We start from the raw sequence: 18,885 nt of genomic DNA, 5'->3' as shown, positions 1-18,885 counted from the left end.
TGGGTGTCGTCACGGTCCCCTGAGGTTCCGGTGGTCGGCGCGGGACTTCACATGATGATCTACGAGACAGGCCTTAGCCCATGGCCCGGCGGTACGCGGCCACCGTCAGCTCGGCCGTGCGGCGCCAGGTGTACTCCGACGCGTGCGCCCGCCGCGCGGCGAGCGTGGCCGGTGACGGCGGCGTGGCGAGGGCGGCGGTCAGCGCGGCGCCCATCGCTTCCACGTCGCCGTAGGGGACCAGGCTCGCGTGGCCGCCGGAGATCTCGCGCAGGGCCGGCAGGTCCGAACAGACCACGGGCACGTCGCACGCCATCGCCTCGAGGACAGGCAGGCCGAAGCCCTCGTCACGCGACGGGAGGACGAGCGCGGCCGCCCCGGCGACGACCGAGCGGAGGTCCACGTCGGACAGGTAGCCGATCGAGCGGACGTGGTCGTCGTCGCGGTTGTGGCCCGGGCCGGCCAGCACGAGCGGCGGCAGGTCCGCGGTGGCCTCGTGCGCCTTGAGCAGCCAGCCCAACGCCTTGCGCGGGCCCGCCGCGCCGACGAACAGCAGGTACTCCTTCGGCAGCCCGATCCGCTTGCGCAGCGCCTCGCTGGGCGGGCGCGCGGTGAACCACGCCGGGTCGACGCCGAGCGGCGTCACGACGATCTTGTCCGGCGAGATGCCGAGCCGCTCCGCGGTGACGTCGGCGACCGCCCGGGTGGGCGTGAGCACGATGTTGGCCCGCTCGGCGGACCGCGCCACCAGCTGCGGCAGCGACTCGTCGCTCGGCGGCAGCTCGTCGGGCGCGTCGAGGAAGGCGAGGTCGTGGATGGTGAGCACGCCGGCCGCACGCACCGCCGCGGGGAGCACGAAGTTGGTGCCGTGCACGACATCGGTGAACCCGGCGAACAGCTCCACCGGCGGGAACGGCGCCCGCAGCCAGCACCGGCGCAGCAGCCGTGCGGACACCGGCATGCCCCGCGCCCGCGAGCCGTGCGGCAGCACCTTGCGGAGCTTGCGCCAGCCGCGCAACGTGAACGCCACCGCCCGCATGTCCACATCGGACATCGAGGCGAGCTCCTCGGCGAGCGCGGCGGTGTAGCGGCCGATCCCGGTCCGGTTGCCGAGCAGCGGCGTGCCGTCGAGCAGCACGCGTATCGGCCCGCCCTTAGCCATCCTGGCGGCCCTTCCAGCGCTCCCGCGCGATCCGGCGCACCCGCCCGGCCGCCCGCTTCGTGAGCTCGCCGGGCCCACCGGTGTCCAAATAGGACCTCACGAGGTCGATGTCGCGGCGGATGACGTCACCCACCCGCAGCGGCTTGTTGTACACCAGCGGCTCGGCGCCCGGCAGCCGGTCCGCGGCCGGCACCGGGTTGCGGCAGAACGCGACGAGCGGCGCGAGCACGGTCTCCCAGGTGAACCGCTCGCGCACCACGGCGATCCGCTCGCGCGCGGCCCGGGCGAACTCCTCGTCGTAGAGCACGCGCTCGAGCGCGTCGGCCAGCGCGGCCGGGTCCTCCGCGGGCACCACGACGCCGAGCCGCTCGGCGCGCACCAGGTCGGCGAAGCTGTCGCCGTCGGTGGTGACGATCGGCAGCCCGGCCCACAGGTAGTCGAGCACCCGGGTGCGGAACGCGAACGTGGTCTCCACGTGCTCGTAGTGCGTGGTGACCCCGCAGTCCGCGTCGAGCAGCCAGTTCTGCCGCTCGTTGTACGGCACCCAGGTCTCGTTGAAGAACACGTGCCGGTCGGTGAGGTCCAGCCGGCGGGCGAGCGCGCGGGTCTGGCCGCCGATGTCCATGTCCGGCACCTCGGGGTTGGGGTGGCGCATGCCGAGGAACACGAGCCGGACGTCGGGCCGCCGCTGGGCGAGCAGCTCGACCGCGTACAGCAGGGTCAGCGGGTCGAACCAGCTGTAGACCCCGCCGGCCCAGAGCACGACCTTGTCGGTGGGCGCGATGTCGCCGAGCGCGCCCTTGATCGGCGACGCGGCCTGCTGCGGGGGCTTGCCCGGCAGCCCGAACGGCGCCACCGCCAGCAGCGAGCGGACGGTGGGGTCGCTGTCGTAGAGGGCCGGGGTGAGCCGGCCGAGCGCGGTGAGGTGGCCGAGCCAGAAGTGGCGCTGCCGCTCGGACGCGCACAGGAAGAAGTCGCCGCGCTCGAGCTGGGTGTTGAGGACCTTGGTGACGCCGATGAGGTCCAGCGCGCGCTGCTCGTCGGTGTCGTCCTTGCCCTGCTCGAGGAGCTCGAGGTGCATCGGGTCGTAGATGTCGCAGACCACGATCTTGGTCGAGGTGTGCTTCTTCAGCTCCGGCACCAGCTCCAGCGCGTGCCCCTGCAGCACGACGACGTCGGCCCAGGCCACGTGCGGGGCGAGCTCGCGCCGCTTGGCCCGCAGCACCGCGAACGGCGCCTCGGGCGGTGCGCACATCGGGTTGACCGTGACCAGCCGGACCTCGTGCTCGGCCGCGAGCACGTCGGCCATGTTCCACGCGCGGATCGCCGGTCCGGCCATCCGGTCGGAGATGGCGTCGCCGGTGATCACGAGGACCTTGCGGCGCCCGCCGAACGCCTCCTCCAGCCCGAACACGTCGACCAGCACGTCGTGCGCGGCGAGGTAGCGGGGCAGCGGGTAGGCGGGCTCCATCGCGTTGCGCATCAACGGAAGCAGGTCCGCGTCCGAGCGCACCCGGGCGGCCTGCTCGGTCTCCCGGGCGCCGGCGAGCGAGGGCAGCAGCTCGACGAACTGGTCGATGGCGAGGAGCCCGGCCAGCGTGGTCCTGGGAATCTCCACAGTGGACTTGCCGGTGTCCGGCCCGCCGATCCGCAGCTGGGTCGGGTCGACGTCGCCGCGGGCGGTGGCCCTGCGCACGGCCAGCGCGAGCGCGGCGGGCAGGGCCTTGGCGAGCGTGGCGTCGGAGAGGTTCTTGTAGAGCGCGGCCAACGCGTTGCGCTCCAGCAGGAACAGCTCGCGCGCGTTGTCCGGTGAGTCCACTTTGGACATCGAGGCGTGGTGCCGGTGGAAGGTCAGCGACCGCGGCTCGAAGCGGACCCGCCAGCCACGCAGGTTGAGCCGCCAGCCGAGGTCGACGTCCTCGTAGAACATGAAGAACCGCTCGTCGAACCCGCCGAGCTCGCGGTACACCCCGGCGCGGACGAACATCGCCGAGCCGGTGGCGAACAGGACGTCGCGGGCCACGTCGTGCTCGCCGGTGTCGGGCTGGCCCGCGTGGCGCTTGTAGCCCATGCCGAACCAGGTGAGCCCGGCGTCGACGAAGTCGATGATCTCGCCGTCCCAGTCGAGCACCTTGCTGGCGACGGCGGCGACGGTGGGCTCGGCGCGCAGCACGTCGACGGCCGCGCTGACCCAGCTCGCGTGCGGGCGGGCGTCGTTGTTGAGGAACGCGAGGACGGTGCCGGTGGCGTGCGCGGCGCCGAGGTTGCAGCCGCCGGCGAAGCCCAGGTTGGCACCCGACTCGACGACCTCGACACCGGGCACCTGCCTGATCCGCTCGGCGCTGCCGTCGCCGGAGTCGTTGTCGACGCAGATGAGCTGCAGCAGCTCGGCGGGGTAGTCCAGCTCGTCGCGCAGGGCGCGCAGGCAGGCGATGGTGTCCTCGGCGCCGCGGTAGTTGACCACGATCACCGAGACGGCCGGACGTTGCGCCTGTTCGGGCACGCGCGCTCCTCGCTGTGGTTGTGGGGTAAGCCTGCCCTATGACACCACGTGACGAGCGGTTAACGCGGTGGATTCGCCGAACTCCACACCACCGGGCGCGGCACCACGGCCCGCGCGGTGATGGCCCGGCGCTGCCTGGTCAGCGGGATCAGGCGGGTCAGTACCTCCGTGAGCACCTGAACGCGCAACCCGGTGCGGAAGTTCCACGCCGGTGGCAGGTTCCGGCCGGCGAGGCGGCGCAGCGGCAGGACCGCGGTGAGCGCGGCGAACCGCGCGCACTCGCGAGCCGCGACCCCGGCCGGCGCGCAGCGGATGAGCATGTAGAGCCGGTTGCGCTCGTTCCACCGGTGGAACTCGCGCGAGCCGGGGCGCGAGCTGGCGCCGTGCCGGTGCACGACCCGGGCGTCCGGCACCGGGAGGACGGTCCAGCCGCCGAGGCGCAGCCGCCAGGAGGTGTCGGTGTCCTCGTAGTAGCAGAAGAACTCGGCCGGGACGCCGCCCACGCGGCGCAGGGCCTCGGTGCGCAGGAGGGCCGCGCCGCCGCAGAAGCCGAACACGCCGGTGGTCTCGGTGCCGGTGTCGGTGGTGTCGGCGCCGTGGCCGTCGGCGGTGAGCGTGACGCCCAGCGAGATCGGCTCGCCGCCGGCCGTCTCCATCCGCGCGCTCGCCGCGGCGGCGCCCTGGTCCTTGTCGAGTGCGTCCTCGAGCAGCGCGAGCCAGTCCGGCGCGGGGACGGCGTCGTCGTTGAGCCAGGCCACGAACTCGGTGCCGACGTCAGGCAGCGCGGCGGCGAGCCCACCGGCGTAGCCGAGGTTGGTCCCCAGTCGGGTGACGGCCGGCCGGGACGGATGGGCGGCGAGCAGCGCGGCGGTGCCGTCGTCGGATGCGTTGTCCACCACCAGGATCCGGTGCGCCCGGGTCTGCCCGGCAACGGCGTCGAGGCATGCGGTGACGTGCTCGCGGCCGCGCCAGGTCACCACCACAACGGTGGTTCTTGCCGTGTCGTTCCCGGTGGTCACGGCGCTCGACCGTACTCTGTGCCCGTGCCTGAGCTCGTCGTGCTCACCGAGCAGCTGTTGGCTCCGGTCCCGGGCGGGACCGGGCGCTACACGCGCGAGCTCGTCGCGGCCATGGCCAGGAGCGCCCCGCCGACCTGGACCGTCGCCGGCGTCACCGCGACCCACCGGGACCTCTCGGCCGCCGACGTGCCCAACGTCGCGGGCCCCCGCGCGCTGCCGCTGCCCCGCCGCGCGCTCACCGCGCTGTGGGAGCGCGGCGTGCACCTCTGGCCGGGCGGCGACGCCGTGCACGCGCCGACCCCGCTCGCGCCGCCGTCGCCCAGGCGCGGCCGCTGCCTCGTGGTCACCGTGCACGACACCGTGCCGTTCACCCATCCGGAGACGCTCACCCGGCGCGGCGCCGCCTGGCACCAGACGATGATCAAGCGCGCGGCCGAGCGGGCCAACGCGATCGTCGTGCCGACCGTCGCGGTGGCCGAGGAGCTGGAGCGGTACGCGCGGGGCCCGGCCACGGTCGCGGTCGTCCCGCACGGGGTGCCGGACGCGCTGGTCGCGCCCATCGAGCCGGCGCAGGAGCACGCCACCGCGATCGGCCTGCACCTGCCGTCCGCGTTCGTGCTGGCGGTCGGCACGGTCGAGCCGCGCAAGGGCCTCGACGTGCTCATCGAGGCGATGGCCAAGCCGTACGCGCCGGACCTGCCGCTGGTCGTCGTCGGCCCGCACGGGTGGGGCGAGGTCGACCTCACCGCGCTCGCGGACAAGCACGGCCTGGCCGCGGGGCGGCTGCGGGTGCTGGGCCGGCTCAGCGACGCGGACCTCGCGGTGGTGCTGCGCCGCGCGTCGGTGCTCGCCGTGCCGAGCCGGGCGGAGGGCTTCGGCCTGCCGGTGCTCGAGGCGATGGCGGTCGGCGTGCCGGTGGTGCACTCGGACGTGCCGGCGCTGGTCGAGGTCGCCGGCGGGACCGGCGTCGTCGTGCCGCGCGGGGATGCGAAGACGCTGGCCGCGACGCTGCGCGCGGTGCTGGACGACGGCCCGGGCACCGCGCGCCGGGTGGCGCAGGGCCGGCTGCGCGCGGAGGCGTTCACGTGGGAGCACGTGGCCACGGAGCTGTGGCGGCTGCACACGCGGTTCTTCGACATGGCGAGCACCCGGTAGCGGTTCTGTAGGTTTTTCACCCAGTCGGGCAAGCCGGCGATGCTTACAGTCGTAGTCTGCACACGTGCCCGAACCGCGCGTACTCATCGACGCGACCGCCGTGCCCGCTGATCGGGGCGGCGTCGGGCGCTACGTGGACTCGCTCGTGTTCGCGCTCGACTCCGACGGCGCGCCGATCACCGTGGTGTGCCAGCCGCGCGACGTCGAGCTGTACGGCCGCATCGCGCCGCGCTCGCGGATCGTGCCGACGTCGGAGTCCAACGCCACCCGCACCGCGCGGCTCACCTGGGAGCAGACCACGCTGCCGCGGCTGGTCCGGCGGCTCGGCGTGGACGTGCTGCACTCGCCGCACTACACGACCGCGCTGGCCAACCCGGCGGCGTCGGTGGTGACCCTGCACGACGCGACGTTCTTCACCGACGCGGTGCTGCACCACTCGATCAAGGCGCGGTTCTTCCGGGCGTGGACGCGGACGGCGCTCGCGCGTGCGTCGCTGTGCGTCGTGCCCTCGGCCGCCACCGCCACCGAGCTCGCGCGGGTGGCCCGCGCCGACCCGCGGCGGCTGGAGATCATCCAGCACGGCGTGGACAGCGAGCGGTTCCACCTGCCGACGTCGGAGGAGGTCGCGGTCGTGCGGTCGCTCATCGGCCTCGGGCCGGCCGAGCGCTACGTGGCGTTCCTCGGGGCGCTGGAGCCGCGCAAGAACGTGCCCGCGCTGATCCGCGGGTTCGCGGCCGCGTGCCGGGGCCGGTCCGACCCGCCCGCGCTGGTGCTCGCCGGCCAGCCCGGCTGGGACCGCCAGGTGGAGCGCGCGCTCGACGACGTGCCGCACCGGCTGCGGGTGATCCGCGCGGGCTACCTGCCGTTCGAGAACCTGGCCGGGTTCCTGGGCGGTGCCGAGCTGGTCGCGTACCCGTCGCTCGGCGAGGGTTTCGGCCTGCCGGTCCTGGAGGCGATGGCCTGCGGGGCGTGCGTGCTGACCACCCGCCGCCTGGCGCTGCCCGAGGTGGGCGGCGACGCGGTCGCGTACTGCGGCGTCGGCGCGGGCGACATCGCGGCGGCGCTGGGCGAGCTGCTCGACGACCCTGGTCTGCGTGCCTCGCTGGCGGCCGCGGCCGAGCGGCGGGCGAAGGAGTTCTCGTGGCTCACGAGCGCCGAGGGGCACCGGTCGGCCTACGAGCGGGCGCACCGGGTGCATCGCCGCGGGCGGTGACGGGCAGAATAAGAGGCCGTGTCTGCGGATTATGGCTCTGAGCTGGCCGTTGTCGTCGTGACCTACTCGCCGGGCGAGACCCTCGACCGGTGCCTGGACACGCTGGCCAAGGCGACGTCCCGGCGGGTCCACGTCGTGTTGGCGGACAACGGGTCCACCGACGGCGCCCCCGAGCGGGCGGCCTCGACCCGCGACAACGTCGAGCTGCTCCGGACCGGCGGCAACCTCGGCTACGGGACGGCGGCCAACCGTGGTGTCGCGTCGCTGGACCCGTCCTACGGCTGGATCGTCGTGGCCAATCCGGACCTCGAGTGGGGCGACGGCTCGCTGGACACGTTGCTGGAGGCGGCTTCCCGGTGGCCGCGGGGTGGCGCGTTCGGGCCGTTGATCAAGGAGGTCTCGGGGGCGGTGTACCCGTCGGCCCGGCTCGTGCCGTCGCTGGGGCGGGGGATCGGGCACGCCGTCGTGGGGCGGGTGTGGCGCTCGAACCCGTGGACCAAGGCCTACAAGCAGTCGTCCACGTCCGTTGTCGAGCGGGAGGCCGGGTGGTTGTCCGGGTCCTGCCTGCTGATGCGGCGCTCGGCCTTCGACTCGGTCGACGGGTTCGATCCGCGGTACTTCATGTACTTCGAGGACGTGGATCTCGGGGACCGGCTGGGGCGGGCCGGGTGGCAGAACGTGTACGTGCCGTCGGCTGAGGTCGTGCACCTTCAGGGCCATTCGACGGCGCGGTCGTCGGATGCGATGTTGGCGGCGCATCATTCGAGTGCTTACCGGTATATCGCGGACCGGCACCGGGGGTGGCGCTGGGCGCCGGTTCGGTTGGCCGTGCGCGCCGGTCTCGCGGCTCGCCTGAAGCTGGAGACGCGCAAGGCCTAGCGTCGCCTCGCTTCGCTTGCGCGGTCAGCCGTCCAGGCGTTGGGACAGGCTCGAGCGGGTCTGCGGGGGTTGCTTGGTCGTCGGGACCAGGCCGTCCAGTTCTTCGGGTTCCTGAAGGGGCGGCTCGGGCTGGCGCTGGACCGCCGCCTGTTGCTGCCTCGCCCTCGCGTCTTCCAGCCTGCGCTGGCGGGAACGCATCCCCGGGGGCGTGCCCACGACGTCGGTCATGGCCTCCTGGGCGATGGCCGGGATGTTCTCCTCCGACCGTGCCGACAGCAGTCCGTGACCGCGGGCCACTGGTCCGGGGACCACCATCGTGGCGTCCGGGTCGGCATGGCGATCGTCGTTCGCCGAGACGACCGCTCTCGGGATCTGCAGCGTGCTGGTGGCGTCCATCGGCGATACGGCGCTTTCGGGTGTCACCACGAAGGCGCCTCGCGCCCGAGCCCGCGCCAGTGTGGCGTCAGCCCGTTCACGCGGGTCCATGCGTCGACCACTCCCTGCGCCGTGTGGATGTTCGTGCCCCAGCGTATTCCTTTCTGCTCGCCGCGTCAGCGAAGAACGGAAATAGATCACTCACACGTGCGCCACGTGTCCGCGCTCGCGGAGCAGCTCGGTGAGCTTCTTGATGTCCTGGGCCCGATCCCGGCGACAGACGAGCACCGCGTCGGCGGTGTCGACGACGATCAGGTCCGTCACGCCGAGCGTCGCGATCACCCGGGACGAGAACGGCACCGCGATGACGCCGTCGCCGTCCACGACGAGCACCGGCGGGGCGTCTTTCAGGCCCGTCACGTCGACCACGCGGGAGCCGCCGATGTCCCGGCCGAGGAGCTCACCGAGAGTCTCGAAGTCCCCGATGTCGTTCCAGCCGAAGTCACCCGGAACGGTGGCGACCTTGCCCTCCGCGGCGGCCGGCTCCATCACCGCGTACTCGACGGCGACCTTCGGGATGGTCGGCCACGCCTCCGCGAGCACCGTCTCCTGCTCGGTGGTGTCCCACGCCCGGGCGATCGTCCGGATGGGGTCGTGCACGTCCGGCCGGCGGGCGGCGAGCTCGGCGAGAAAGACATCCGTGCGCCACAGGAACATGCTGGCGTTCCACAGGTAGCGCCCGGACGCGAGGTACTCGGTGGCCACCTCGAGCGTCGGCTTCTCCTTGAACTCCAACACGGTCTGCACGGTCGCGGGCTTGGCCGGCTCGCTGCACCGGAGGTACCCGTAGCCGGTCTCGGGCCGGTTCGGGGTGATGCCGATCGTCATCAGGCGGCCGGCCGCGGCGCCCTCGACGGCGTGCCGGACCGTCGCGGCGAACGCGGGGATGTTGGTGATCAGGTGGTCGGCCGCGAAGGACGCCATCACCGCACCGGGACTGCGCTCCTCGATGACCGCGGCGGCGAGCGCGATGGCCGCGCACGAGTCGCGGGCGAACGGCTCGACCAGGATGTTGCGCTCGGGCAGCTCCGGCAGCTGGCGGATGACCGACGTGGCATGCGCGGTGCCGGTGACCACCAGCAGCCGCTCCGGCGTGCACAGCGGGGCGAGGCGGTCGAAGGTGGCCTGCAGCAACGACCGGTCGGTGCCGGTGAGCGCGTGCAGGAACTTCGGGTTGGCGGCGCGCGACAGCGGCCACAACCTGGTCCCGCTGCCTCCGGCGGGCACCACCATGTGCAAATCGGTCGGCCTCATTCCAGTGACGATATCCGGGGTACGGTCGGGTCCCATGAGGGCACCTGCCGAGCGCGCCTTCACCCCGGACTTCCCGCTCGACGTCGCCGGGGTGCTCGCGCCCCTGCGCCGCGGGCACGCGGACCCGGCGTTCCGCCGCACCGAGGACGGCGTCACGTGGCTGGCCGCCAACACCCCGGAGGGCCCGGGCACGCTCGCGCTGCGCCGCCCGGGCGGTGACGTGCGGGCGTCGGCGTGGGGGCCGGGTGCCTCCGTGTTGCTCGACGGCGTGCCCGGGTTGCTGGGCGCGCACGACGACGACTCCGACTTCCGGGCGCACCACACGCTGGTGGCGGACCTGCGCCGGCGCCTGCCGGCGTTGCGGCTCGGGTCCACCGGGCGGGTGTGGGACCTGCTGGTGCCCTCGATCCTGGAGCAGAAGGTCACCGGCTACGAGGCCCGCCGGTCGTGGCGGGACCTGTGCCGCCGGTTCGGCACGGTGCCGCCGGGTCCGGCGCCCGCGGGGATGCGGGTGCCGCCGACCCCGGCGGCGGTCCTGTCGATCGCCGACTGGGAGTGGCACAAGGCCGGCGTCGACGGCGCCCGGCGGCGCGCCCTGGTGGCGGTGGCCCAGGTGGCGCACCGGCTGGAGCGGGCCGCGGCGCTGCGCGGCAAGCCCGGCCGCGACCTGCTGCGGACGGTGCCGGGTATCGGCTTCTGGACCGCGGCCGAGGTGGCCCAACGCGCCTGGGGCGACGCGGACGCCGTCAGCGTGGGCGACTTCCACATCCCCGGCGTCGTCGGCTACGCCCTGCTGGGCCGCGAGCTCGACGACGCGGGGATGCTCGAGGTGCTGGCGCCCTACGCCCCGCACCGGCACCGGGTGGTCCGCTACCTCGAGGCCGGTGGGATCTCCCGGCCGCGGTTCGGTCCCCGCTACGCGCCGCGCGAGTACCGCGACATGTGATCGGGGAGGCGGCCCGCCGCGGTGAGCATGTCGGCCAGGCCGCTCGTGCCCGCCGGGTCCGGCAGGTCGTCGACGGGCCACCAGCGCAGGTCCAGCGACTCGTTGCTGCGCACGGGTTCCGCGCCCGCCGGGGCGTGGACCAGGAAGCGCACGTCGAAGTGGCGGGTCGGCACGCCGAGGGAGCAGGTGATCGGGTGGACGTCCACGTGGACCGGGGCCGGCTCGATCCGCAGGGCCTCGATGCCCGACTCCTCCGACGCCTCGCGCAGCGCGGCGCCCACGAGCGTGCTGTCGGCCGGCTCGCAGTGCCCGCCGAGCTGCAGCCACGCGCCCACCCGCGGATGCAGGGTCAGCAGGACGTGCGAGCCGGTCGAGTCGAGGACCAGCGCCGACGCCGTGACGTGCCCCGGTTCGCACGAACGCGCACACGCGTCGGGGCGGGCGGCCAGGAAGCCCAGGAACGCCTCGCGCAGCGACTGCTGGGACCGCGACGACGGGCGCCAGCCGGTCAGCGTGGCCACCGCGTCCGCATGGAGGGTCATCGCTGCAGGAACCTGTCGTCGGGGTCGTCCTCGGGGCGCGGGGTCAGCGGGGCGTCCGCGGGGTGACCGACGGCGATCGCGCCCAGGGGCCGCCAGTCGCCGGGCAGGTCGAGGAGAGCGCGGACCGCGCCGGGGACCGAGGGCACCCAGCAGGAGCCCAGCCCCTCCGCGGCCAGCGCGACCAGCAGCGCCTGCACCCCGCCGGCGGCGTCCGCGGGTCCGACGGCGAACGGCAGCACGAGCTCCGGCGCCCCGTACAACACGTCATCGGCGTCGATCTCGTCCAGCAGCCGCTTGCGCCGGTCCCGGTCCGCCAGGTGCACGAACCGCAGCGACTCCGACCCGGGCACCCCCAGCGCGGCACCCACCGCCCCGCGCAGCGCGGACAGGTCCACCGGGGTGTCGTCGAACGACAAGACCGGCCGGGTGAGCCGCACTGCCTCGCGCCGGCCCTGCGCCACGGCCTCCTCGGTGCCCAGCCGGAACAGGTCCTCGTCCACCGGCCGCACCAGGTCACGCGCCCGCGACTCCGAGTCGCCGATCATGAGGCCCCGCACGACGGCCACCGGCACCGCGCCGAGCTTGCCCTTCACCAGGTCCGCGGCCCCGGCCACCTCGTCGGCCACCGCGATCTCGGTGACCGCGAGCTCGTTGCCCTGCCGGTCGACCTGGCCGCGGTACGCGTGCAGCACGCGCAGGCCCGACGAGCCGATCGCGACGTCGGTCTGGCCGACCCGCCACGCCCGGCCCATCGTGTCGGTGATGACCACGGCCACCTCGACGCCCATCCGGTCGCGCAGGCCCCAGCGCAGCGCGATCGCCGACGCGTCCGGGTTGCTGGGCAGCAGGGCCAGCTCGTCACCGGCCACATTGGACGCGTCGACCCCGGACGCGGCCTGCACGATGCCCAGGTGGTTCTCCGTGATCAGCGTCCGCGCGCGGCGGGCGAGGATGCGCACCGACTCGTCGAACACCAGCTTGCGCCGGATCCGGTCGCGCTCCTCGGGATCGGCCGGCACCCGCACGAGCCGACCCTCTACTTTGGACACGACCTTGCTCGTCACGACGACGATGTCCCCGGAGCGCAGCCAGCGGGCCGCGGCGGCGATGGCCCCGGTCAGGTCGTCGCCGGGGCGGAACTCCGGCAGCCCCTCGACCGGCAGGATCTCGATCCGCGCCGCGGAGTGATCACTCAACGGACACCCCGGCGAGCGCGAAGGCGGCATCGACCATGCCCGCCGTGGCGTCCACATCGGACATCAGCAGCGGCACGGCCCGCACGTCGACGTCCGGCACGGCGCCGGGCTGGGCGGCCGGGTCGCCGGTGTGCACGAGCCAGCCGTCCAGCAGCCCCTCGGCCGACTGCCGGCGCGAGCCGTAGTGCCTGCCCACCGCCGCGGCGGTGGTCTCGACGCCGATCGCGGTGAGGCAGGCGTCGGCCATGCCGCGCACCGGCCGGTCGTCGACGATCGGGGACACGCCCACGATCCGCGCGTCGGTCTTGACCAGCGCCGTCCGCACGCCCGGCACCGACAGCACGGTCCCGACGCTGACCACCGGGTTCGACGGCGCCAGCAGCACGACGTCCGCGCCGGCGATCGCGTCGAGCACACCCGGCGCGGCCGAGGACTCCTCGGCGCCGACCGGCACGATCGAGTGCGCGGGCAGCTTCGCCTGGTGCCGGATCCACCACTCCTGGAAGTGGATGGCCCGGCGTTCCGCGCTGTCGGGGTCGCCACTGTCCGGGTCGTCCACCACGACATGGGTCTCGACCCGGTCGTCGGACATCGGCAGCAGCCGCACGCCCGGCTGCCAGCGCGCGCACAGCGCCTCGGTGACCGCCGAGAGCGGGTAGCCGGCGCGCAGCATCCGGGTGCGGATCAGGTGGGTGGCGATGTCCTTGTCGCCGAGCCCGAACCATTCCGACCCGGCGTCGTAGGCGGCCAGCTCCTCCCGCACGGTCCAGCTCTCCCCGGTCCGGCCCCAGCCCCGCTCGGTGTCGATGCCGCCGCCGAGGGTGTACATGCAGGTGTCCAGGTCGGGGCAGATCCGCAGGCCGTGCAGCCAGACGTCGTCACCGGTGTTGACGACGGCGGTGATCTCGTGCGGCGACTCCCCGGCGCCTACCGGCGGCATCCCCAGCGCGTGCTTCACGCCCTGCAGGAACCGCGCCCCGCCGACCCCGCCGACAACGACTACAACCTTCACGCCACGATCCTGCCTCAGTTCCAGAACCGGAACGCGCTGCCCCCGACGGAGGCCATCCCGGGGATCCCGCCGATCAGGCCGAACACGTTGTAGGCGAAGTCGCTGAACGCGTAGCCGATCGCGGGGATGCCGATGAGGCAGGCGAAGAGGATCAGCGGCGCCCACGGGCGCGCCTTGGCGCCGAACCGCTGGGCCTCGGGCTGGAGGAACGGCTCGATCGCGCCCCAGCCGTCCAGGCCCGGGATCGGGAGAATGTTGAGGATGAACGCGAAGATCTGCAGCAGTGCCAGGTAGGACAGCGCGGCGGCCAGCCAGAAGGTGGGCTGGAAGATCGTCACCGCCGCGATGAGCAGCCCGCCCAGCACGAGGTTGAGCAGCGGGCCGGCGAGCGACACCAGTGACTCGATCTTCTTGGAGCGCAACGCGTGGTGGTTGATCCACACCGCGCCGCCCGGCAGCGGGATGCCGCCGATCGCGAGGATCAGCAGCGGCAGCAGCAGGCTGAACACGGGGTCGGTGTACCGGCGCGGGTCGAGCGTGAGATAGCCCTTGAAGTACACCTCGCGGTCCCCGCCGCGGTAGGCGACGAACGCGTGGCCGAACTCGTGCAGGCACAGCGAGACACCCCAGCCGGCCAGGACCATGAGGAACGTGCCGCCCTTGACGGCGGCGTTCGGCGAGCCGGTGGGATCGCCGCCGAACACGATGAGCAGGCCACCCGCGATGGCGAGCACCAGGATGCCGAGGAAGACGGGCGAGGGCCGGACCGCTGATCGCTGCACACCACGAGTCTGCCAGTCTCGGCGGGACCACCCGTGGGGGTAGGTCGTTTTCCCGTTGTACGGCCAAGTGGTGGGTCTGTTTCCGGTTGCCCCATAGGGCATCACCCGCCCGGGTACTCCGCTTGACGCGCCGCGATGACACGGGTGTAATCACATCGATGTCATTCGCCGGTTGAGATGGTGAGTGGTGTCCGCCAACCCGGGGAGCGCGAAAGGCGAGGAGGCGGACGGGACATGCACATGCAGGGAATAGCCGATGGGAGTCGCGTCGTGGAGTGGGGGGAGCAGCCGAACGAGGAGCTCGGCGTGCTCGCCGACCTGTTCGACGACGCGGAGGAGCAGGAGTGGCAGGAGCGCGCCCTCTGCGCGCAGACAGATCCGGAGGCGTTCTTTCCAGAGAAGGGCGGCTCGACCCGCGAGGCCAAGCGCATCTGTCAGGGGTGTGAGGTGCGCTCGGAGTGCCTGGAGTACGCGCTGGCGCACGACGAACGGTTCGGGATTTGGGGCGGACTGTCCGAGCGTGAGCGGCGCAAGCTCAAGAAGCGCGTGATCTAACGGAGACCTATCCAGCGCCGAAGCCCGCGGGCTTTGCTGCGGGCGAGGATCGCGACATGGCATGTTGTGCCAATGCCACGCCACGGCCCTCGCGGTAGCACCCCGGTGCTGCGCACCGCGCCGGTGCTCGCGGTGCTGGTGTGCCACGACGGCGAGCAATGGCTGCCCGCCGCGCTGGCGGCGCTGCGTACGTCGACGCCGCGGCCGCGGCACGTGCTGGCCGTGGACACGGGCTCGCTCGACGAGACGCCGCGGCTGCTCAGCGAGGCCGCCCGCGGCGAGGACCGGGTGCTCGACGGCGTGCTCACCCTCGACCGCCGCACGGGGTTCGCCGCCGCGGTGCAGGAGGCCGTGTCCGCGGCCATCGAGCGCTGGGGCGACCCCGGCGGCTGGATCTGGGTGCTGCACGATGATTGCGCGCCCGACCCGGACTGTCTCGCGACGCTGCTGACCGCCGCCGACGCGTCGCCGTCGGCCGGCGTGCTCGGCCCGCTGGCCCTGGACTGGGACGACCCTCGGCTCGTGGTCGAGGCCGGCTTGTCGACCGACGCGTCCGGGCACCGGCAGACCGGCCTCGGACCGTCCGAATTGGACTGGAGCCGGCTCGGCCGGGGCCACCACTTCGGGCAGAGCACCGAGGTGCTCGCGGTCCCGTCGGCCGGCATGCTCGTGCGGCGCGAGCTGTGGGAGCGGCTCGGCGGGTTCGACCCCGAGATCCCGTTGCTGCGCGAGGACATCGACTTCGGCTGGCGCGCGAACCGGGCGGGCGTGGTGGTGCTGTGCGTGCCGGCCGCGCGGATGCGGCACGTGCGTGCGGTGCCCGGCCGGCTGCGTGGCACCGAGGCGCGCACGGCGGCGCTGCGTGGCTCGGTCCGCACCCTCGACCGCGCGCAGGGCCTGCGCACGTTCCTCGTCAACTGCTCGTTGCTGTCCTTCCTCATCGGCATCCCCCGGCTCGCCGTCCTGGCGCTGGTGCGCGCGCTCAGCTTCGCCATGCAGCGCCGGATCGACGAGTGCCGCGGCGAGCTGCGCGCGATCGGTTACGTGCTCGGCGGCGGCGCGGGCCTGCTCGAGGCGCGGACGCTGCGCCACGCCACGGTCCGGGTGCGCAGCGTGCGGGGGCTGTTCACCAGCCGGCTCACCCGGCTGCGCAACGCGAGCCGGGCCGCCGTCGCGCACCTCGTCCGCCGCAGGCTGCAGGCCGACGCGGCACTCGGCAGGCTGCCCGACGGCACCGACGGCGACGCCGTCTGGCTGCCCGGCGAGGCGGACACCACGCCCACCCGGCTGCCCGTCGGACCGCAGGCGCTGCCCGCGGGGGCGAGCGGCCGGCCCCGCCGCCCGGCGGGTCTGCGCCGGCCGGCCACCGCGGTCGCCGTGTCGCTGGAGCTGCCGGAGGCGGAGCTGGCGCCGGGGTTGCGGCCCTCGCCGGTGCCCCGCCCCTCGCCCGTGCCGCGCGACGGCTCCGCGCCCCCTCAGCCCGACCTGGTGATCGTGCAGGTCAACCGGGCCCGGCTGGCCCGCCAGGTGCTGCTCGCGCCGCCGGTGCTGCTGGTGGTCGGGCTCCTCGGGCTCGGGCTGTGGCTCAACTCCGGGCGCCTGGGCATCGACCTCGCCGGTGGCAGGTTGCTGCCGGCCCCGGACCTGGCCGCGACCTGGTCGGCCTACCTCGCCACCTGGCACCCGGTCGCCGGGGGCACCGCGGCACCCGCGCCGGCCGCGCTCGCGGTGCTCGGCGGGCTCGGTGCCGTGCTCGCGCCGGTCGGCGGCGCGCAGGCGGCGGTCGCCGTGCTGCTGCTCGGCGACCTGCCGCTGGCCGGGCTCGCCGCGTACGTCGCCACCAGGAGCATGCCCGTGCACCGCTGGGTGCGGGCCCTCGTCGCCGCCGCGTACGCGTTGCTCCCGCCGGCGACCGCGGCGGTCGCGCAGGGCCGGCTGGACGTGGTCGTCGCGCACATCCTCCTGCCGCTGGTGACCGCGGGCATCGTGGCGTTGCTCGGGCGGGCCCGCACGGAGTCCGCGCGCTGGCTGTCGATCGCGGCCGCGACGGCGTTCGGGCTGGCCGTGCTGGGGGCGTTCGCGCCGCTCGTGCACCTGCTGCTCGTGGGCTACGCGCTCGCCGGGTTCGTGCTGGTGCCCGGCCGGCGCGGGGACGGCCGGCGGCGGGTGACGGCGCTGTTCGTCCTCGTGCTGATGCCGCTCGCGCTGCTGCTGCCGTGGCCGGCGGTGCTGATCCAGCATCCGGCGGTGGTGCTGCACGGTGTCGGCGGGCACGTCGGCCCGGTGGCGCCGACGACGCTGGACCTGCTGAGTCTCGACCCGGGCGGGCCGGGCGCGTGGCCGCTGGTGGGGCTGGTGGTCGGGCTCGCGGTGCTCGTCGGCGTCGCGGTCCGGCCGCGGCGGGCGGTGTTGCCGGGCCTGTCGCTCGCGCTGCTCGGCGGGCTGGCGGTCGCGCTGGTGCTGCGGGTCCCGGCGGTCCCGCTGATCGGCGGTCCCGCGGAGGTCGGCTGGGCGGGGGCCGGGCTGCTGGTCGTCGGGTGGGGGCTGCTGCTGGCGCTGCTCGGCGCGTGCCGGGCCGCCGCGCCCCGCCGCCTCGTGTCGGTCGGGCGGCTGCCGGTGCGGCGTGCCGGGGTGCTGGTCGCCGCGGTCCTCGGGGTGGTCGGGGTGGGGGCGCTGGCCACCGGCGCGCTGGTCGCCGGCCGGGCCGGGCCGCTGGACGACGAGCAGGCGCCGCTGCTCGCGAGCACGCTGGCGCGGGAGCTGGCGGTGACCGGGCGGTCCGTGCTGGTGCTGCCGGCCGGTGCCGCGCCGCCGCGGCTGACCGCGGCCCGCGCGCCGCACTTCGGCGACGACGACATCGCGCCGGTCGATGGGGGCGTGAGCCTGGCCCGGCTCGCCGACGGGCTCGTCGCCGACGGCGGTCCGGGCACGGGTGCCGGTGGCGCGGGGACCGACCCGGTGCGCACGGCGGTGGCCGAGGCGGCGGCCGCCGGGGTGCTGTTCGTGGTGGCCCCCGACGAGGCGGCGGGCAAGCGGCTCGCCGACGCGGCGGGCGACCTCGTCGCGCCCGCGCCGCCGACCTCCGACGGCCGGCCGGTGCTGCGCCTGCAGCCGGCGGCGGGCCAGGTGACGCTGCTGTCCCCGGAGCAGGCGCGGCGGGCGATCACCGCGAGCCCGCCGCCGACCGAGCTGGGCGCGCCCGGCATCGTCCCGGTCGAGGCCGCGCCGCCCGCGGTCGCGGTCCGCGTCTCCGACGGTCCCGCCGGCCGGCTGCTGGTGATCGCGGCCGAGGAGGAGCCGGGCTGGCAGGCCACAGTGGACGGTCGAGCGGTGCCCGTGGTGCGGGCGTGGGGTCACCTGGTGGGGGTGTCGCTGCCGACCCGCGCGGCCGACGTCCGGGTGGAGCAGCCCACGGCCCTGCGCAGCGTCCTGCTGCTGACCCAGGCGGCGATGGTCCTGTTCGTCCTGCTGACCGCGTTCCCGAGCCGCGAGCGGGAGCGCCGTGAGCGGGAGCGCCGTGAGCGGGAGCGACGGAGCGTTCGCCGTCTGGACTGACGAGCGCGCGCAGGCGCGTCAGCGCCGAGCACGGGAGGAGGGAAGACGGCGAGTAGCGGAGAAGCGAAGCGAACAGTTCAACACAGGAGCGTTCGCCGTCTGGACCCGTGAGCGAGAGCGACGGGGCGAGTAGCGGAGGAGCGAAGCGAACAATCCAACACTGCGCGGAGCCAACGACCAGATAGAGCTCAGCCGTCGCCTTCGATGACGCCTGGGTCCAGGTTCAGGTAGGTGGCCACCTGCTCCACCAGCACGTGATGCACGAGGTCGGCCAGGTCGGCGCCGTCCCGGGCGCGGGCCTCCAGCGGCCGGCGGAACAGCACGATCCGCGCCTTCGTCGGCATCCCGCGCCGGTCCATCCCCGCCGGCACCAGCCGGGCCAGCGGCACGCCGGCGTCGGCGAGCAGGCCGTCCTGCGGGGTCTGCGACCGCTCCGCCCCGCGCACGTCCGGCACGTCGTCCACCGCGATGTCGAGCTCGGTCAGCTCCGTGCGCCACCGCGCCTCGATCGGCTCGAGCGCGGCCAGCACGAGCGCGTCGAACCGCTCGCCGCGCGTGGAGGCGGCCGGCAGCGTCGAGGGGTAGAGCGAACCGCGCAGCCCCCGGCCGTGCCGGTCCCGGTTGGGCCGGCGCCGTCGGTGCCGTTCCCGGTAGCCGCGTGTGGTGGACACCCGCCGAGC

16 protein-coding genes are annotated in these 18,885 nt (G+C 74.4%); 6 read left to right on the top strand and 10 right to left on the bottom strand.

Features of this window, described 5'->3' with window-relative positions; genetic code table 11:
• Positions 1 to 73: 73 nt before the first annotated feature.
• From VGD70_RS18285 to VGD70_RS18275, 3 genes are read right to left on the bottom strand one after another with little or no spacing between them, the layout of a single operon-like run.
• Complete coding sequence (locus tag VGD70_RS18285; RefSeq protein ID WP_331082820.1) at positions 74 to 1,159, bottom strand: glycosyltransferase family 1 protein; 1,086 nt, start codon at positions 1,157 to 1,159, stop codon at positions 74 to 76.
• Positions 1,152 to 3,662: a glycosyltransferase gene (locus VGD70_RS18280; RefSeq protein WP_331082819.1), complete on the bottom strand. Its 2,511-nt coding sequence runs from the start codon at positions 3,660 to 3,662 to the stop codon at positions 1,152 to 1,154. The genes VGD70_RS18285 and VGD70_RS18280 overlap by 8 nt, the downstream gene beginning before the upstream one ends.
• A gap of 59 nt (positions 3,663 to 3,721) precedes the next feature.
• Entirely contained in the window at positions 3,722 to 4,681 is a 960-nt protein-coding gene (locus VGD70_RS18275; RefSeq protein ID WP_331082817.1) for a glycosyltransferase family 2 protein, read from the bottom strand.
• A gap of 24 nt (positions 4,682 to 4,705) precedes the next feature.
• On the opposite strand from VGD70_RS18275, the gene VGD70_RS18270 reads away from it, so the two are divergent.
• The 3 genes from VGD70_RS18270 (at position 4,706) to VGD70_RS18260 (ending at position 7,928) form a co-directional block, all read left to right on the top strand.
• Positions 4,706 to 5,836 (top strand): glycosyltransferase family 1 protein, encoded by a 1,131-nt coding sequence (locus VGD70_RS18270; protein ID WP_331082815.1) that lies wholly within the window; start codon positions 4,706 to 4,708, stop codon positions 5,834 to 5,836.
• A 64-nt stretch (positions 5,837 to 5,900) separates the two neighbouring features.
• Positions 5,901 to 7,049, top strand: coding sequence for a glycosyltransferase family 1 protein (locus VGD70_RS18265; RefSeq protein WP_331082813.1), 1,149 nt, complete (start codon positions 5,901 to 5,903; stop codon positions 7,047 to 7,049).
• An 18-nt stretch (positions 7,050 to 7,067) separates the two neighbouring features.
• Positions 7,068 to 7,928 (top strand): glycosyltransferase family 2 protein, encoded by an 861-nt coding sequence (locus tag VGD70_RS18260; RefSeq protein WP_331082811.1) that lies wholly within the window; start codon positions 7,068 to 7,070, stop codon positions 7,926 to 7,928.
• 24 nt (positions 7,929 to 7,952) lie between these two features.
• Here VGD70_RS18260 and VGD70_RS18255 read toward each other — a convergent pair whose 3' ends face one another.
• Together VGD70_RS18255 and VGD70_RS18250 are read right to left on the bottom strand one after the other, a co-directional pair.
• Positions 7,953 to 8,324 (bottom strand): hypothetical protein, encoded by a 372-nt coding sequence (locus VGD70_RS18255; protein WP_331082809.1) that lies wholly within the window; start codon positions 8,322 to 8,324, stop codon positions 7,953 to 7,955.
• A 180-nt stretch (positions 8,325 to 8,504) separates the two neighbouring features.
• Positions 8,505 to 9,617, bottom strand: a complete 1,113-nt coding sequence (locus tag VGD70_RS18250) for a mannose-1-phosphate guanylyltransferase (protein ID WP_331082807.1) — start codon at positions 9,615 to 9,617, stop codon at positions 8,505 to 8,507.
• Between the two features lie 34 nt (positions 9,618 to 9,651).
• On the opposite strand from VGD70_RS18250, the gene VGD70_RS18245 reads away from it, so the two are divergent.
• Positions 9,652 to 10,563: a DNA-3-methyladenine glycosylase 2 family protein gene (locus tag VGD70_RS18245; protein ID WP_331082805.1), complete on the top strand. Its 912-nt coding sequence runs from the start codon at positions 9,652 to 9,654 to the stop codon at positions 10,561 to 10,563.
• Here VGD70_RS18245 and VGD70_RS18240 read toward each other — a convergent pair.
• Genes VGD70_RS18240 through VGD70_RS18225 form a run of 4 tightly spaced genes read right to left on the bottom strand, consistent with a single transcriptional unit; the run spans position 10,533 to position 14,095 of the window.
• Positions 10,533 to 11,105: an NUDIX hydrolase gene (locus tag VGD70_RS18240; protein ID WP_331082803.1), complete on the bottom strand. Its 573-nt coding sequence runs from the start codon at positions 11,103 to 11,105 to the stop codon at positions 10,533 to 10,535. The genes VGD70_RS18245 and VGD70_RS18240 overlap by 31 nt on opposite strands.
• Positions 11,102 to 12,301, bottom strand: a complete 1,200-nt coding sequence (locus VGD70_RS18235) for a coenzyme F420-0:L-glutamate ligase (RefSeq protein WP_331082801.1) — start codon at positions 12,299 to 12,301, stop codon at positions 11,102 to 11,104. Before VGD70_RS18235 ends, VGD70_RS18240 begins: the two co-directional genes overlap by 4 nt.
• On the bottom strand, positions 12,294 to 13,313 hold the full coding sequence (gene cofD / locus VGD70_RS18230) for a 2-phospho-L-lactate transferase (RefSeq protein ID WP_331082800.1): 1,020 nt from the start codon (positions 13,311 to 13,313) through the stop codon (positions 12,294 to 12,296). Before cofD ends, VGD70_RS18235 begins: the two co-directional genes overlap by 8 nt.
• A gap of 14 nt (positions 13,314 to 13,327) precedes the next feature.
• Positions 13,328 to 14,095, bottom strand: a complete 768-nt coding sequence (locus VGD70_RS18225) for a site-2 protease family protein (protein WP_331082798.1) — start codon at positions 14,093 to 14,095, stop codon at positions 13,328 to 13,330.
• Between the two features lie 240 nt (positions 14,096 to 14,335).
• On the opposite strand from VGD70_RS18225, the gene VGD70_RS18220 reads away from it, so the two are divergent.
• Both VGD70_RS18220 and VGD70_RS18215 read left to right on the top strand, forming a co-directional pair.
• Positions 14,336 to 14,650: a WhiB family transcriptional regulator gene (locus VGD70_RS18220; protein ID WP_331082822.1), complete on the top strand. Its 315-nt coding sequence runs from the start codon at positions 14,336 to 14,338 to the stop codon at positions 14,648 to 14,650.
• A 72-nt stretch (positions 14,651 to 14,722) separates the two neighbouring features.
• On the top strand, positions 14,723 to 18,205 hold the full coding sequence (locus tag VGD70_RS18215; RefSeq protein WP_331082796.1) for a glycosyltransferase family 2 protein: 3,483 nt from the start codon (positions 14,723 to 14,725) through the stop codon (positions 18,203 to 18,205).
• A gap of 188 nt (positions 18,206 to 18,393) precedes the next feature.
• Here VGD70_RS18215 and VGD70_RS18210 read toward each other — a convergent pair whose 3' ends face one another.
• A complete protein-coding gene (locus VGD70_RS18210) occupies positions 18,394 to 18,876 on the bottom strand; it encodes a metallopeptidase family protein (RefSeq protein ID WP_331082794.1) in 483 nt (160 codons plus the stop codon).
• Positions 18,877 to 18,885: the final 9 nt, after the last annotated feature.

The organism is Actinophytocola sp., from assembly GCF_036402745.1.
Classification (GTDB): domain Bacteria; phylum Actinomycetota; class Actinomycetes; order Mycobacteriales; family Pseudonocardiaceae; genus Actinophytocola.
This window is presented reverse-complemented; position numbering and strand designations above follow the sequence as displayed.

Bases quoted from the DNA above. Each gene is read 5' to 3' on its own strand.
- VGD70_RS18215 (WP_331082796.1), top strand. From the start codon at position 14,723: ATGCCACGCCACGGCCCTCGCGGTAGCACCCCGGTGCTGCGCACCGCG.
- VGD70_RS18255 (WP_331082809.1), bottom strand. From the start codon at position 8,324: ATGGACGCCACCAGCACGCTGCAGATCCCGAGAGCGGTCGTCTCGGCG.
- VGD70_RS18250 (WP_331082807.1), bottom strand. From the start codon at position 9,617: ATGAGGCCGACCGATTTGCACATGGTGGTGCCCGCCGGAGGCAGCGGG.
- VGD70_RS18240 (WP_331082803.1), bottom strand. From the start codon at position 11,105: ATGACCCTCCATGCGGACGCGGTGGCCACGCTGACCGGCTGGCGCCCG.
- VGD70_RS18220 (WP_331082822.1), top strand. From the start codon at position 14,336: ATGCAGGGAATAGCCGATGGGAGTCGCGTCGTGGAGTGGGGGGAGCAG.
- VGD70_RS18245 (WP_331082805.1), top strand. From the start codon at position 9,652: ATGAGGGCACCTGCCGAGCGCGCCTTCACCCCGGACTTCCCGCTCGAC.
- VGD70_RS18285 (WP_331082820.1), bottom strand. From the start codon at position 1,159: ATGGCTAAGGGCGGGCCGATACGCGTGCTGCTCGACGGCACGCCGCTG.